At 61.9% G+C, this 15,473-nt stretch carries 13 protein-coding genes and 2 pseudogenes; 5 read left to right on the top strand and 10 right to left on the bottom strand.

Annotated elements, in window-relative coordinates; genetic code table 11:
* Positions 1-49 precede the first annotated feature (49 nt).
* The gene (locus tag BW09_RS04095; RefSeq protein ID WP_140463417.1) at positions 50-625 is read left to right on the top strand and encodes a nucleotidyltransferase domain-containing protein; all 576 of its coding nucleotides are present in this window, start codon (positions 50-52) and stop codon (positions 623-625) included.
* On the top strand, positions 625-1,002 hold the full coding sequence (locus tag BW09_RS04090; protein WP_140463416.1) for a DUF86 domain-containing protein: 378 nt from the start codon (positions 625-627) through the stop codon (positions 1,000-1,002). The genes BW09_RS04095 and BW09_RS04090 overlap by 1 nt, the downstream gene beginning before the upstream one ends.
* A gap of 321 nt (positions 1,003-1,323) precedes the next feature.
* Here the strand turns inward: BW09_RS04090 and msrB are convergent, their stop codons facing one another.
* The gene (gene msrB / locus BW09_RS04085; RefSeq protein ID WP_044089502.1) at positions 1,324-2,352 is read right to left on the bottom strand and encodes a peptide-methionine (R)-S-oxide reductase MsrB; all 1,029 of its coding nucleotides are present in this window, start codon (positions 2,350-2,352) and stop codon (positions 1,324-1,326) included.
* Positions 2,353-2,462: 110 nt separating this feature from the next.
* Here msrB and BW09_RS04080 point away from each other — a divergent pair, with 110 nt between their 5' ends.
* Entirely contained in the window at positions 2,463-2,771 is a 309-nt protein-coding gene (locus BW09_RS04080) for a hypothetical protein (protein WP_258184985.1), read from the top strand.
* A gap of 157 nt (positions 2,772-2,928) precedes the next feature.
* Here the strand turns inward: BW09_RS04080 and yddG are convergent, their stop codons facing one another.
* The 9 genes and pseudogenes from yddG to BW09_RS04035 form a co-directional block, all read right to left on the bottom strand.
* The gene (gene yddG, locus BW09_RS04075; protein ID WP_140463414.1) at positions 2,929-3,876 is read right to left on the bottom strand and encodes an aromatic amino acid DMT transporter YddG; all 948 of its coding nucleotides are present in this window, start codon (positions 3,874-3,876) and stop codon (positions 2,929-2,931) included.
* 350 nt (positions 3,877-4,226) lie between these two features.
* A complete protein-coding gene (locus BW09_RS04070) occupies positions 4,227-4,751 on the bottom strand; it encodes an Hsp20/alpha crystallin family protein (RefSeq protein WP_044089505.1) in 525 nt (174 codons plus the stop codon).
* A gap of 372 nt (positions 4,752-5,123) precedes the next feature.
* Positions 5,124-6,305, bottom strand: coding sequence for a toxic anion resistance protein (locus BW09_RS04065; RefSeq protein ID WP_238566980.1), 1,182 nt, complete (start codon positions 6,303-6,305; stop codon positions 5,124-5,126).
* 69 nt (positions 6,306-6,374) lie between these two features.
* Entirely contained in the window at positions 6,375-7,481 is a 1,107-nt protein-coding gene (locus tag BW09_RS10860) for a substrate-binding domain-containing protein (protein WP_044089506.1), read from the bottom strand.
* The gene (locus tag BW09_RS04050) at positions 7,478-8,275 is read right to left on the bottom strand and encodes a hypothetical protein (protein WP_258184984.1); all 798 of its coding nucleotides are present in this window, start codon (positions 8,273-8,275) and stop codon (positions 7,478-7,480) included. Before BW09_RS04050 ends, BW09_RS10860 begins: the two co-directional genes overlap by 4 nt.
* Positions 8,275-8,874 (bottom strand): annotated as a pseudogene (locus BW09_RS11270) (VWA domain-containing protein); the annotation flags it as partial. The gene BW09_RS04050 and the pseudogene BW09_RS11270, both read right to left, overlap by 1 nt.
* A gap of 132 nt (positions 8,875-9,006) precedes the next feature.
* Positions 9,007-9,957: pseudogene (locus BW09_RS11265) on the bottom strand (substrate-binding domain-containing protein); the annotation flags it as partial.
* Positions 9,958-10,131: 174 nt separating this feature from the next.
* On the bottom strand, positions 10,132-11,223 hold the full coding sequence (locus BW09_RS04040) for an alpha/beta fold hydrolase (RefSeq protein ID WP_140463410.1): 1,092 nt from the start codon (positions 11,221-11,223) through the stop codon (positions 10,132-10,134).
* Between the two features lie 26 nt (positions 11,224-11,249).
* Positions 11,250-13,985, bottom strand: a complete 2,736-nt coding sequence (locus BW09_RS04035) for a prolyl oligopeptidase family serine peptidase (RefSeq protein ID WP_140463408.1) — start codon at positions 13,983-13,985, stop codon at positions 11,250-11,252.
* Between the two features lie 215 nt (positions 13,986-14,200).
* Here BW09_RS04035 and BW09_RS04030 point away from each other — a divergent pair, with 215 nt between their 5' ends.
* On the top strand, positions 14,201-14,902 hold the full coding sequence (locus tag BW09_RS04030) for a DUF3662 and FHA domain-containing protein (RefSeq protein ID WP_044089509.1): 702 nt from the start codon (positions 14,201-14,203) through the stop codon (positions 14,900-14,902).
* 33 nt (positions 14,903-14,935) lie between these two features.
* On the top strand, positions 14,936-15,469 hold the full coding sequence (locus BW09_RS04025) for an FHA domain-containing protein (RefSeq protein WP_140463406.1): 534 nt from the start codon (positions 14,936-14,938) through the stop codon (positions 15,467-15,469).
* Positions 15,470-15,473 lie beyond the last annotated feature (4 nt).

The following is a 15,473-nucleotide window of genomic DNA, read 5'->3' as shown; positions in this document are numbered from 1 at the left end:
AGACTCCGGAGACACCGCCACATATAGCATATATGCTATAATCCGATGTATGAAGTCAATTGCCGAGTTGCGCGAGGAGCGCGTGCGCTCACACATTAGCCAGAGCGCTGCAGCACAGTCGATGGGAACCACCCAGTCGGCACTTTCCCGAGCGGAACGCGAGGGCAACCCAACTCAGGATTTTCTACAACGCTATGAACGCGCATTAGCGGCATTGATTTCCGACAATCCTTCGAATAACGCAACGAACGCCGGCAGCGGCGATGCAGCCGATATCGGAAACCTATCGTCAGCCGGTTCCGGCAGCCCTCTGGAGATTGCGACGCTGAAGCTCATCGTGGCCCAGCTCGCAGAGCGACATCATATCGACGAAATGTATGTATACGGATCGGTGGCGCGAGGAGACGCAAGGCCGGACTCGGACGTGGACCTCATCTATCGCCTCAAACCCGGTGCCTCCTACTCGATAATGGAAAAGCAACAGCTCGTCGACGACTTGGAATCCCTGCTCAGACGAAAAGTATCCCTTATCTCCTACGACTCCTTGCTCCGCCACGCTAAACGAAGCCGCTCCAGCAAACGTTTTCTTGACCACATCACTCCCGACCTGATCAAGGTGGCATAATGCCGACAGCCCATCACCATCACCAAGACCAAGCATTCCGCGATCGAAGCACACTGATCCGACTGTTGGAGCATCTCGAGAACGCCGTCACCGACATCAGCGGCATACCGTCACCTGCAGCACTGGACGACAACCGCATACTCTTCAATTCCGTGGCGATGGAAATGACACAAGTGCAGGAGTGCGCCCGCAACCTTTCAGACGGCTTCCGTGACACCATGCCGAGTCTACCTTGGAAAGAACTGCGTGCATTACGCAATGTTATCGTCCACGATTATGACGAAATCGACGTCGAATCACTGTACGACACCGTAACCAGGGATGCACCACGTCTTGTCACACAATTGCAGCCATTGGTCGACGCGATTGACGACTAATCCATCAATCCAGCGCTGCATCATTTTCTGCATCATTTACTGCATCATCGCAAGTTTTCTGCATCATTCTGACATGATATGATGCAGAAAATCGGAACATGAGGCAGAAAACACTGCAGCGAAACCACGGTAGAGCGAGCTTTGCGAGCGCTGGTAAGCTCAGGCGCGATCATCAAAATCGGCGCTGGACGCAGTACGCGCTACATCAAGCAACGGTAACGTCAGCAGCTAGTGGTCTGTCTCGTACATAATTGAGCACTGCATATTCTGTCTCTCCCCCAGTCAGCTTCGCTGACAGCCCGTCCTGCAATCAGGGAAGCGCTACGCGCAATAGTCAGCCGGTTCGCCAGCCTCACCGTCCACCGCCGGAATCCAGGCGCCGTAGCCCTCAGCCTCCATCTGCGAGCGCGGCACGAACCGGAGCGCGGCGGAATTCATGCAGTAGCGCAGGCCGCCGCGATCCGCAGGACCGTCCTCGAACACATGGCCCAAATGAATCTGCGTTTCGGATGTGCGCACCTCGATACGGTCGCGCCCAGGGATGCGATGGTCCTCGTGCTCGGTGAGTAGCGAGGCCTTGAGCGGTTTCGAGAACGCCGGCCAGCCGCAGCCGGAATCGAACTTGTCGCGCGAGGAGAACAGCGGTTCCCCGCTGACGATATCCACGTAGATGCCCGGCTCGAACTCATGGTCGTATTCGTTGACGAACGGGCGTTCGGTGGCCGCGTGCTGCGTGACCGCGAACTGTTCGAGCGTCAGGTCCCAGATCCGTTCCACATACTTCTGCCGGCGCTTCACGTTCGCGATGGCGGCGATAGGCACATGGCAGTAGCCGCCGGGATTGTTGATGAGGTAGTCCTGATGGTAGTCCTCGGCTGGGTAGAAGTTGCGCAGCGGCTCGACCAGGACCGCCGGGCGCTGCGGCTGGCGGTCCACCAGCTGCTCGAGCGCCGCGATATACACGGCCTTCTGCGCGGCTCTCTGCGCTTCGCCGGAGTCGCCCTCTGCATCGCTCGCATAGAACAATCCAGTGCGATACTGCCGTCCGCGATCCTCGCCCTGCTGATTCACGGAGAACGGGTCGATGACCTCGAGGAACAGCAGCGTCAGCGTGCGCAGGCTCACCCGAGCCGGGTCGAACGTGACCTTCACGGTCTCGGCCGCATCCGTGGCCCCGGAACAAACCTGCTCATACGTGGGGTTCTCGATATTCGACTGCGCGTAGCCGACCGTGGTGTCGATGACGCCGTCGACATTCTGGAAGTAACGTTCGAGACCCCAGAAGCAGCCGCCTGCAAAATATGCAGTCTGGGCGTTCGCATCGTTCGCATTATTCACGTTCTCATCCATATGTCTTACGCTACTACCTTCCGGTGCCCTTCACTCGAATCATGCGAATCCGTTCCGTCACCACGGACAATGGCGCGCGCGAATACCGACAACTGGCATATGCTGAACGTATGACTCAAGCATCGCAAGAACCGAAACCGGCGCGCACCTCATGGCTGAAGGTCTCAGGACGCAGACAGGCATGGGCGACCATCATCGGCACTGTCATCGTGGTGGCGCTGATTACGCTTGCCCTCGGATTCTTCGTGAGTTGGGGGCTTGCCGCGATTGCGGTGATCATCATGGTGCCGGGAGCGATTTCTTTGGCGATTCTGGCGCGTCACCCGGAATCCACCGGCGGGCGCAGCATGTTCGGCATTTCCGACCCGGCCACACTGCTCGACCCGTTACGCCGCCCCGGCGAGCGCCGCGGCAAATAACCGTCGACCGACCGGCTGCATCAGACTTGGCCGCTGGCCCATCACTGTCTCTGTACGCCGGCGAATCCACCTTCCGCAGCCCGCAACCCCCCAGACCCGTCAGGCCCCTCAAACCTGTTTCACGGGAACACCAAGTGGTCGCGGCCGGTCGCGCGGCCTACTTGCGCGCAGTGACCAGATAGTTGAGCACCGAGCCGGCGGCCACCAGCAGCGCACCCACCCAGAACGGCAACGACAGCGCCAAACCAAGCAACACCGCACTTGCAGCAGTGGACAGCACCGGCGTGGCATACGAGGCGATGGCCAGACGTTCCATCGAACCGTGCAGGATACCATAACCCCAACAAGCATAGCCGCCTGCAATCACCGCCGCACAAACCACCACGAACACCCATGATTCCAAGCTCGGCATCTGCTCCGGCCAGCCCTGGCCGGATGCGAAATGGATAATCCACAATGCCACAGCCACACACGGGAAGAACAACGACGTGCCATCCACGCCCTGCGACCATGCCGGTGTGAACACCGCGTACACGGACCATGCCAACGCCCCGAAGAACGCCAGCGCATACGGCAACGGATCCGCCGCAATATGCGCCACCGCCGCATTCCAGTCCAGCCCGGAATTACCGCCCACGGCGAGCGCCACACCAGCCGTGGCCACGACCGCGCCCGGCAGCACCCTGGCTATCGCGTGGCGGCGATGCGAGACACCGGCTGCGAGCAGCACCATCATCGTGGGCCATAGGTAATTGACCAGACTCACTTCCACTGCGGACGCATCAGTCGAGGCGAGCCCAAGCGACAAGGAAATCGAGGACTCGTAGAACACGAATAGCAGACCGCCGACGATCAGGTACTTGCGCGGGAATTGCTTCAGTGGCGCCGGTCGGCGGAATATCAGCAGCAGTACTCCGCCAACGGTATAAATCAGCGCCGAACCAAGCGTGGCGCCGAAACCGTCGGAGACGATGCGCACGGTGCCGGCCATGAAACTCCACAGCACAATGGCCATGAGGCCCACCGCTGTGGCGCGCGCGGACACCACATGACCGCCGGCGAGGTTCGCCGCCGCGCTCTCTCGTTTGCTGCCGTTATTCGCCATGGCCGCACCTCCCCGCGCCTTTCCCAGTTTCCGGTCCAGTTCCCGGTCCTGTTTCCGGTTCCGGGGCCACTCTACCTGCTCCAAGATACGAAAATGCCGGGCAAGGTATTCGCCTTGCCCGGCATGTCATTGGCTCTGTTTCCCGCCGCCCATCGGCTAGTCAGCGTAGAAAACGTAGGATGGGCAGCGCAGGAAGCAGGTCATCGTTAGTCGCTATTCCATTCCATACACCCAGTCGGATGCCTCCTCGTTCAGGAGGCCGGCCCAACGGATGTATGCCGTTGGGCATCAACTCTCGGCACTGGGCTTCGGAACGAGCTTACGACTCGGAATCGAAGCAACCTGTGGAATCAGCCCTCAATAGCGATCTGGTGCTTGGTCTCGACCTGCGGCTGAGCCTGCATCTTCGGAACCTGGATGCACAGCATGCCGTTGCTGTAGCTGGCATGAATGTCGGATTCCTTCACATCGTCGCCGACGTAGAAGCTGCGAGAGCAGGTGCCCATGTAGCGTTCGCGACGCAGCCAGCGACCGGATTCGTTCGTGCCGCATGCGCACTGCTCACTGGAATCCTTGGAAGCGGAAGCCGAGGCGTCCGCGGACTCAGGGGCCTTGTCCTCATGCTCGCTGCTGCGCGAGGCGGACACGGTCAGATAGCCGTTGTTGAGCTCGAGCTTGATATCGTCCTTCTTGAAGCCAGGCATGTCGATATCGACGTCGTAGCCCTTGGCGGTCTCACGAACATCCGTGTTCATCATGTTCGCCGGCATGGCCGCAGCCACCTGACTGTCCATGTTGCGCCAGCCCTCGAAGAACGGGTCATCGAACATATCAGAGAACATCGTGTCATTCATCAAAGCCGGAAACATTGCCATAATCGGTACTCCTTGAATAGGAGAGAACCTGCTTGGCTTGCCGCCGCACTCCCCGCGCTGGCGGGGAGGCGACAGCTATCGTGGCCGGTTCCGGAACCCTCCCGGGCTCTCAACCTTTGACCTTCACTTCATCCAATTCCCTGGGCGGGCAATCATTCCACAATTATGCTCACAGAGAAATAACGCTGGAATCCGCGAAATTCCGCCGTTTTGCATCAGCCGGCGTATTCCTGGAGATGCACTCAGTGTCCCGCGTCGGAAACTCGTTGACGAACTACCCCTCAGTCCCGCTTCGCGGGCCAGCTCCCCTGACAAGGGGAGCCGACGATAATCAACGAACTTCTGACGCGACATACTGGGAACGCGCCAGGCTCACATCTGCTGGGCGTTTTCGATCAGGGCGTTCTTGAGGTCGGCCTCAATCTGGCGCATCTTGACCTGCGCGGCCTCGCGGTTGGCCTTGCCTTCCTTCTGAATCTGCACGGTCTCCTTCAGGGTGGCGATGAGCTCGGAGTTGATCTTCTCCAACGTGTCGATCTCCACCACGGAGCGCTGGTTGGCCTTCTCGGCGTCCACCGCGCCCTTGTGCAGGGCGGCCGCGTTCTTCTGCAGCAGCTTGTTGGTCACGTCGTCCGCCTTGTTCTGCAGGTCCAACGCCTTGCGCTGGTTGGACAGACCCAGCGCGATCACCATCTGGCTCTTCCACACCGGGATGGTGGTGGAGATGGTGGTGTCGATCTTGTCCACGATGGTCTGGTCGGCGTTCTGGATGATCTTGATCTGCGGCGCGGTCTGCAGCGTCACCACGGAGATGCGGTCCAGATCGTCGAGTCGCTTCTCGAAACGGTCCAGCTTGGCCTTGAAGTCCTTGAGCAGCTGCGCCTGCATCGGGTCGCCGCTCTTCTGCGCTTCGGCCTCCAGCGCCGGCAGCTGAGTCGCGCGGAAGTCGGCGAGCGCCTTCTTGCCGGCCAGCACGGTGATCTTGAGTTCGCGGTACTGCTGGGCGTTCTGCGCGTACATCGTGTCGTACATGGAGATGTCCGCGACCAGTCGCGCCTGCGCGCGCTCGAGCTTGGTGATGATCTCGTCGATCTGCGAATCGACCTTCTGGTAGCGGCGGCGCAGCTTGTCGATGGAGACGGCCACCTGTCCGATGATCGGAATCTTGCGGAATCCGCCAAGTTCGGCCTCATCGATGGTCACGAGCATGGTGTTGAGCAGCTCGCCGGCCTCGCCGGTGTCCTTGGAGCGGGTTTCGGAGAGGATCTCGTCGGCGAAGGTGGAGGTGGCGCGCTGGGCGTCCTTGCCGTACGACGATTCGATGCCGTCGCGCGTGAAGTCGATCTGCGCGGCGAGCTGGTTGACCGACTGCTGGTCGTCGGCCGGCAGCTTGGCGATCTGCTGGTCCGGGGTCAGCGAGGCGACCGCCTCGGCTTCGGCGGCCGTGGGTACCAGAGCGCCATTCGCAGCGCCGGCGCCGGTGCCGAGCGACGGGTTGGTGACTGCCGCGGTGCCGCCTTTGGCAAGGTCCGCAAGGGTGATTGTGTTGGCCATGATGATTCCTTTCGTAACAGGTGTGACAGATGTGAGAGGTTATGGACGATGGTGTACCGCGATGATTGTCTACTGCTGCGGCTGCACGCCTTGGAGCGCGGTGATGAGCTGCTGCATGGCGTCGTTGTTGGGCAATTCGGAGACGGCCGGGATCTGGTCGAGCGTGCCGGGCACGCCGAACCGCTTGATCGGATCGGTGCCGGCGAAGTTGGCCGCGCGGAAGCCGTGACGCTCCCATGCCAGTTTCTGCACCTTCTGGCTCTTAAGCAGATCCAGAAGCTTCACTCCCTTGTCATCCAGCGCCATCAGCGTATGCGTGCTCCACACGGTCGGCGTCGGGTAGACGATCACCACGTCGTCCTTGATCTGCTTGAACGCGTCCGGCTGGTTCACCGCGAGGTCCAGCAGCTGCGATTCATAGCCGACCATCATCGGCTTCGAGCCGACGCCCAGTGTCAGGAACTGGTTGAACGAATCCTCGGAGGAGGTCTCCATCCAGCCCGACTTGGCGAAAATAGCCTTGATAGTCTCGCCGTCGCGCGCCACTGATTCGGTGGTGGCCGGCTGGCCGCCGTTCAAGACGGTGGCGATCAGCGCCGCGTATTCGTTGCCTGAGTTCGACTGCACCGGGTCGGTGGAGTCGATACGGAACTGTCCGTAGCCGGCCGCATAGCCGACGTCCGCCCAGGTCTTGCTGTTGACCATCGCGTCCACGGCCTTGGCCATGTCCATGTGGTAGGCGCCGGAATCGTCTTTGGTGATCAGCCCACCGGAGACCAGCCCCTCGGCGACCGCCTTATGCGTATACAGTACGATTGGCGAGTTGAAGACGATGTCGCTCTGGGTGGCCTTCACACCTTTGGCCTTGCCATATTCCACGGCGGCGCGCGACGAGGGGAACAGGTAATCCATGCCATTGGCATCCGCGTCCATCATGGCCAGAGATCCGGCCTTGCGATAGTCGACGTTGAGCCCCTGCTCCGCTGCGAGTTCCTTGAATTTGGCGTCATCGAACAGGCCAATCTTCTCGCCGCCGAGGTAGCCGGTGACGCTGACTTTCTCGACCGGGGCCGCCGGTTTGGGCTGCGCCTGGCGCCATACGAAGGCACCTCCCACGATCGCCACTACCGCGAGCAGGGCGATTAGGCCGATGATTTTCGATTTTGATAGGTTCATTGCTGCTTGTGCTGCCCTTCTTGATTCCGCTGATCAGCTGCCATCGGCCGAACCGCGACCGGTTGCGCCTGCTGCTTGCCGACGAGCCCCTGCGGCAATCCTGTAACCCCATGGATTCCCGCAGCGTTCGCGCCGGAAGTCAACGCCGGCGCTGACGTGGCTTCAGACGCCGCCGCAGCCGCTGTCTCAGTGTCGTATCCGTCCATGCGGGCCAGATGCTGGATGGCGTCGGAATCAGCCGCAATACCCAACGTCTTGCTGCTGACCGCACGACTGAGCTCGCCCGCTGCCGTGCGTTCGAGCACCTGCAGCGCCTCGATGGTTTCCGTGCGCGCCTTGGCGATCTGATCGTGTGCGCCGGAGCTTTCCACATCGATGTAGGAACGCAGCAATTGCTCGGTCTGCTCGCCGTACACGGTGATGTAATGGCGCAGTGTCTGGTAGGCGGAGGTGTCGCGGGTTACGTAGTTCACCAGATCGCGCGTGGCCACGATGAAATCGTTGGCCTCGGCGCGTACATATGGATCGCGCACCTGAGCGGTCAGTGCGGAGATCGACTTCAGCCGGGCATTGGCGGCGTCAATGGTATCGGCCGCCTTCTGGCCGTTGGGTAATGCGGAGGCCAGCATCTTGCCGATGCGACGCTCGGGCTCGGTCAGCGTGGACGCGGCCACATAGCCGAGTCCGGCCAACACCACAGCCACGCCGACACCGACCACACCACCGCCGGCTACCCAGAAGCCAAGCCCCGCGAACGCAAGTCCTACGATGAATCCGCAAATCACCTGAAGCATCAGTTGAACCCCTTGACCTGACGGAACACGGACGCCAAGTCGCCGGAGCGGCCATCGAACACCTTGGCATTGCTCAGCGTGGCGAGCGACTTCAGCTGGCTGGGGTCGGCATCGCCGAACATGATGGAGAAGACCGGCACATCGCGGCCCGAGGACTTGTAATCGCGCTCGAAGTTGGATTGATTGTCGGTCGTGGAGCGGCCGTCCGTCATCAGTACGATGGCCACCGTGTACTTGGACGCCTCGGATTCGGTCGGCAGCTGGCCGAGTGCGGATTCAAGGCCCTGATAGATGTCGGTGCCACCGCTGGCTTCAGTGCTCTGGGCCTGGCTCAGCAGGGTGCCGGTATTGGCGCCGTTGGCCACGATGGGCGCATGCGCCTCGGATTCAAAGGGGATGAGGATGTTCACATCCTCATCGCCGGGTTCGATGTAGGAGGCTTTGGCTTCTTCCGGGCTGAGAGCGGCATTGAGTCCCTTGACCACGCCATCCTTGCCTTCTCCCGACATGGAGCCGGAGTAGTCAACCACCCAAATGGTCCAACTCGGCTTGCGCAGCGCGGTCTGGTAGACGTTGAGCGCACTGTTGATCACCGATGCGGCGGGCAGCGGGATGGTCTTCAGCGTGGAGGCATCGGTGTTGACGCCCCATTCGGAGCGGAAGGATTCCTTCACCTGACTGTCTGACGCATAGGCGAGGGCGCCGCCCAGGCCTGTACGGCGTCCGGCGCGCTCGAATTCGATCTTCGTCTCCTTGGCGCTCAGGGCCTTGGCGAAGCTGTCGAATGCGTCCTTGAGGTTCTGCCCGCGATCCACGTAGCCGAGCGGCGAATCGGACACGGCGATGCCGTCGGACGGGTACACGGTGAGCAGCGGGTCGTGACCGTTCTTGGCCAGGGTCTTATCGGCCTGGATGACCAGCGATTCGTAGTTGACCATCGAGTCGAATCGATCCGGATTGGCCACCACCATGTCCTTGAGCCAATCCGAGGAGCCGGAGGAGCGGTCCACGCCGGACAGCAGCTTGGCCACGGACTCTTTGAGCTGGGCGTTGTCGAGATCCTGTTCGCTCAGCGGCTGGTCGCCGCCGCGCAGTGCGGTCATGAAGGCCAGATAGGCGGATGCGCCCGAGTTCGACTGGGTGGCTGAGGTCATCGAGAACTTAAGATTGCCGTCGCTGACCGCCTTGAGAATGTCCGCGGTGGAGACCGGCTTGGTCTTGCCGGAATCGTCGGCCCATCCCAGGGAGATGGCCTTGGATTTCGCGATGCCGAACACGATGGGAGTGGTGGATGTGCTGGTGGCATCCTTGACGATGTGCTTGGTGTCTCCCATCGAGATCCACATCGAGGAGGCGGGCCAGACGGCGTCGAAGTTCTCGCCACCCTTCTTGAGCGCGTTCATGATTTCGAGCGAGCCCATGTAATGCATGGTGATAGTCACATTGGATTGGTCGGCGGCCTTTTGGATGGCGGCGGCCACCTCTTTGTTCTCCGAACCGGACGCGATGTTCAGCGTGGCGGTGGATTTGCCGCCCGACGGCGTGAACGTCTGCGTATTGGAGTCGGAGGCCCCCGAATCGCCGTTATTTACCTTGACGCTCGACGAGCAGCCGGCCAGCGCGAGCGCGCTGGCGCACACGATTGCCGCTACCGCTGCGGCGCGGCGACGAAGAGAAGACATTATGCCCATAATTTCATTGTTCTCCTGCCGGATAAAATCGGGTGGAGATGAAGATGACACCAGAGTGAACTCTAGATGAACAGCAACATTCAGCTACGTAGTCAATACGTAATCAATGGGATAATAGCGAACTCTGGTCAAAGCCCAGCGCCAGCGGCAGCACACAGCGTCGGATCAGTACGAGGCGCTGGCGATCATCGGATCGTCGTAGAAGCTGAGGATCTTCTCCAGATACGGCTTGTACACGGCATTCGGCATCGAGAAGATCTCATGGCGGGATTCGTTGAATCGCACCAATGTGGCTTCGTCGCCACCGTCCTTGATCAGTTGGATGAAACGGTTTTGGGGCTTGTTGAGCACCCAGATGTCGCGCCCGGACTGGAACAGCAGCACCGGAGCCTCCACTTCGGCGCAGGCCGCAGGGCTCAGGATGGCTCTGCTGAGTTTGAGCGCCTGACGCACCCATTCAAAAGACGCGCAATAGGTCTGATATTCCGGATGCTCGCAGCGCAGCTTGAAATACCAGCGTTCGCGCGCTTCGGAAGCCCCCTCGTTGCCTTGCATCGAGAACTCAGGGGTGAAGTCGCTCTGGCCGAACACGCGCTTCTTCCCGAAGCCCAGACCGCAGAGCGCCCCCACCAGTATGCGCGTCAATGGCAGCGGCATGCCGGTGGCGGGAGCGATCATCGGCGCGGACAGCACGGCCTTGTCGAACAAGGACGGGTATTGCTCGAGCACCGCGGCCCCGATGCCGCCGCCCATCGAATGGCAGAACAGGTTGATCGGCATGCCGGCCGCGTACCGCTGGCCAATGGTCTGGGCGAATCCGGCGAGATCGGCCACATAGCGCTTCCAATCGTCGATCCATACCATGCAGTGGTTGTCCACGTCGCGCGAGGATTTGCCGTGTCCGCGATGCTCGAGCACGCACACCGAGTATCCGGCGAGCAGGAAGTACCAGACCAGTTCGTCGTATTTTTCGGCGAACTCGGTGAAACCGTGGCTGATGACGATGGCACCGCGGAATGTGGCCGTGGCGCCCGCCTCGCGGATGGCGTCGAACTTGCCGGCGTCATAGCACACATAGTGCAGCTGCCCGGATCGGCCGCCGGTGTCCATCAGACCGGGCAATGGTTCGAGGCCCGCCGACCGTTCGGCGGCGGACGGGTCGAACCATCCTTCTTCGCGGCATTGATGGAGCGCCGGCACCACCGTGCGCTCCATCGTCTCGGCGTATGTGCTCTCGTCGATCATCGTCACCTGCATGCCACCCATCTTAGGGCAACCGCAGCTCAGGCCAGTGCGTCCTTGAGGAAGTCGCGCTGGAGCGTGAGCAGGTTTTCGGCCACGGTCTCGTCGTTGGTCATATGGGTGATGCCGGTCAGCGGCAGGTATGTGTGCGGTCGGCCGGCCGCCATCAGCGCCTGGGACAGCTTGAGGCTGTGGGCGATGGTGACGTTGTCGTCCGCGAATCCGTGGATGAGCATCAGCGGGCGCTCCAGCTTGGGCGCGTCCTGGATGATGCCGTTGCGGTAGTAGACATCCGGGTCGAGGCCGAGATAGCGCTCGGTGTAATGGGTGTCGTACAGCGTCCACTCGGTGGGCGGGGCGCCGGCGCAAGCGGCCTTGAACACGTTCGGGGCATCCAGCACGGCGAGCGCGGAAAGGAATCCGCCGTACGACCAGCCGATCATGCACACCTTATCGAGGTCGGGCGCGGGAATCGCGGCGTTCAGACCGGCCACCGCCGCGGGCAAGGCGTTGACTGCCTCGATCTGGTCAGCGAGGGTGATGTCCTTCATGTTCTCGAAGATCGCGCGGTCCCACGCCGGTCCGCGACCGGTGGTGCCGCGGCCGTCGGCAGTGACCACCAGGAATCCCTGGTCGGCCCACCACTGGCCCTCCCAGTAGAAGGACTGCGCATCCACGACCTGTTGGAATCCGGGGCCACCGTACGGCTTCATCAGCACCGGCAGCTTCTCGGCATTGGCATACGGGCTTTCGGGGCTTGGCGCGATGATCGCCGTGTAGAGGCGATGCTCCCCCAACCGCACGAAATGCAGGTTCGGCGTGAAACCGGGCTCGGCGGCGTAGCTGGCGATGGCGGCGGAACCGGGTTGGGACGTCACGACATGGGTCATCTGGACACCGGCGTGAGCGAGGTCGCGGCCGGAAATCACGCCGCCGCGCTCACCCCAGGATGCTGTCCAGACACCGGGCATGGTGGTAATCGGAACAGGCAGGGAGGCTCCGGCAGCTCCCGCAGCTCCGGCAGCACCGAAATCGAACAGCACGACGTCGAAGCTGCGGGCGTCGTGCTCGCCGCCCTGCGCCTTCCATACGGCCGGAACATCGGGCGCGAGGTCGGGCTCACGCTGCACCACCGCAACGACACCGTCATCACCGACATGCAACACTTCACGCACGTTCCAGCCTGCGGGAGTGAACGGGCGACCGTCCACGGTCAGACGATTGGTATCCGCCGCCATATCGTTGAGCGAGCACACCAGATGACCGTCCGGCGTGTAGGCGGGAGTGCCCGGCACCAGATCGATCCACTGGTCGTTGGCATGTTCCTCGAGCACGCGGGTCGAGCCGAACGCCGGCCATACCAGATGCGGCTCGGCTGTGGCGTCGTCATCCGCAGCTGTGGCGGCGGCATCAGCGGCATCGGTGTCAGCGAGCCCGCCCTCGATTTCGGCGAAGTCCGCGGATTCCTCGGCGGCGGATATCGCCACTTCCAGCACCTGATCGGCGCTTTGGCGGCGGTTCTGCACCAATACCAGCGGGTCGTGCTCGCCGGTCCAGCTCACGGCTGCGACATATTCATAGGCCTTGCGATCCCAATCCACATCGGCGTTGGCGGTGATGCCGAGGTAGCGTTCATCATCGTCGAACGCCAGGGTGATCGCCGTCAGGTAGACATCGGCGTTCTGGGTCAGTGCGCGAGGATAGCGACGGCCCTCAGCCGGATGTTCCGGGTTGGCCGGGTCGCTGATGTACCACACCGGCTCATTAGCGGTATCGAAAGATTCGAACAGTACATGACGGGAGTCGGGCGACCACCAGAAGCCGTCGTACCTGTTCATCTCCTCGCCGGCCACGAATTCGGCCAGACCGATCTTCCACGTGTTCTCGGCGGGATTGCCGTCCTCGTCCTCCACGCTCACGCCATAGATGGCGGTAATGCGGTCGGCAAGCGGCTCCTCGTCCTCGAATTCGTCGGCGTCAATGTCGATGTCTGCGTCGGCGTCGCCATACAGTCCCTCGCTCAGCGCCTCCTCCACGGCGTCGGACTCCACATCGACCCCATCGGACAGTTCGCCGGCCGGTTCCTCGTGCAGCACGTCCGCAGCGCCCCCGGCAACGCCCGCATCGAGTTCGGGCCAATCGCCGATATCCACCAGCATCAGATGCGTGCCCGTGGTGTACAGCACATGGTTGCCGTCCGGGGAGATGCGTGGGTTCAGCACCGGCGTGTAGGCGGCCGGATCGCCGTCCAGCCATTCGCCGGCAAGCTCGCGGGTATGCGCGACCGGGACATAGCCGGACGCCGATTCAGCGCCCTCGGCATCCGCAGCACCCTCGGCATCCGCAACGTCCGCGGCATCCTCGCCAGATGCCGCAATCCAGTCGATTTCAGTCAGATACAGGCGTCCATTGATGGTGAACACCACGCAATCGCCAGCCTCATCCACCGAATAGCTCACGATGCCGGCGCCGCCTTCGCGCGCACGTTCGCGGCGGGCGCGCTCCTCGGCCGGCACATCCTCACTGTCCGCGGCGGCACCGAGCAGTTCGCGCGGATCGGCGAGTTTCGTCTCATGATGTTCGCCGGCAGCATCGAACCAGCTCAGCCACAGCGCCGTCACCAGATCCTCGGGACCGTCCGAGCGCAGGAACAATGCCTGCGAACCGTCGCCCACGACTTTCGCCGAGCGCGGTGCGCCGCCGTTGAATCGCAGGGTACGCGCGCGCAAACGGGGAAATACCTTGATTGCTTCGTTGACATCAGTGTTTTCGCTCATGTCTCTAACCTACGCGCCCGTCCAGTCAGCGCCCGTTCAGCCGAGGCAAGTCCAGTCAGCGCAGCGCACCCCGCACAACACGCCCAGTGGGGCTTCGCACCTATTTTTCCCCTGGTTTTTTGGAAATTCTGCACTCATCGGCGGTCAAATGGCACCTTTTTGCACTGTATTCCCCACTGCCGCGTAGGATAGGTGACGATTAGAAAGGGAGGACTATGAGCGTTCTCGACCGTTTTGAAAAAAGCGTGGAGGGTGCAGTCAACGGAGTGTTCGCCAAGTTCGGCTCCAAGGACCTGCAGCCTGTTGATCTTTCCAGCGCCCTGGAGCGCGAGATCGACGCCGAAGCCATGCCGGTGGGCCGCGACCGCACGGTGGCCCCGAACGAATACCGTTTCAAGCTCAGCACCCCGGACTTCGACCGCATCGAGGCATGGGGCAGCGAGACCCTCGCCAACGAGCTCGCCGACAACCTCACCGAATACGCCAAGAGCCAGCATTACGCCTTCGTCGGCCCGGTGGTGGTGATCTTCGAGGAGGACCTGAACCTCACCAAGGGCAACTTCAACCTCACTTCCGAATCCGTGCAAGGCAATGCGGTGCCGGTCACCACGGACGCCCAGACCGAAGACAGCCCGGTTCTCGAGGTCAATGGCAACCAGTACCTGCTCACCAAGGAGAAGACCGTGATCGGCCGCGGCTCCGGCTGCGACATCGTAATCGATGATCCGGGCATCTCCCGCAAGCACCTGGAAATCGACATCACGCCGAACGGTGTCATCGCCCGCGACCTGGGATCGACCAACGGCACGTACGTGGAGGGCCATCAGGTGCCCGCCGCCACGCTGCTCGACGGCAATACGATCACCATCGGCCGCACGCGCATCCTGTTCTGGGCCTCCGCCCAGGCGCAGGAGTAGCCAAGGCGTCGCCACGCGCAAAGGTCCTGCGTCATGACCGAATTAACTTTTGCCCTGCTGAAGTATGGTTTTCTGGCCCTACTGTGGGTGTTCATATGGCTGGCGATACGTTCGCTGCGCCAGGACATCGAGACGTTCAGCCCACGTCCATCGCGTTCCCGCCGCAAGCGCGAGCGTGAGGCGCACAAGGTGAAGTCCGAGACTCCCCAGACGCCGGCCGTGCGTAGCGCAGGCACATCCAACGCAGCCGCGTCCGGCGGCCGCCATGCCCAGCAGCCCACGCTGCTGGTGATCATCGACGGCCCCTTGGCCGGCAGCTCGGTCCCGCTGGCCGAGTCCGAGATTACACTGGGCCGCTCGGCTTCCAACACCGTAGTGCTTGACGACGAGTTCGTCTCCTCCCATCACGCCCGCGTCTACCTCGACGCAGCCTCCGGCCAATGGGCCATCGAGGACCTTCATTCCACCAACGGAACCGTGGTGAATCAGCAGCGCATCAACCGCCCGACGATTCTGCCCGCCCGTATTCCCGTGCGCATCGGCGCCACAACCTTTGAATTGAGGTAGCCGT

The sequence above is a fragment of the Bifidobacterium sp. UTCIF-1 genome (genome assembly GCF_006408915.1).
Lineage (GTDB): Bacteria > Actinomycetota > Actinomycetes > Actinomycetales > Bifidobacteriaceae > Bifidobacterium > Bifidobacterium reuteri.
The sequence above is the reverse complement of the archived record's forward strand: the minus strand, read 5'-3'. Positions and strand labels throughout refer to the sequence as shown.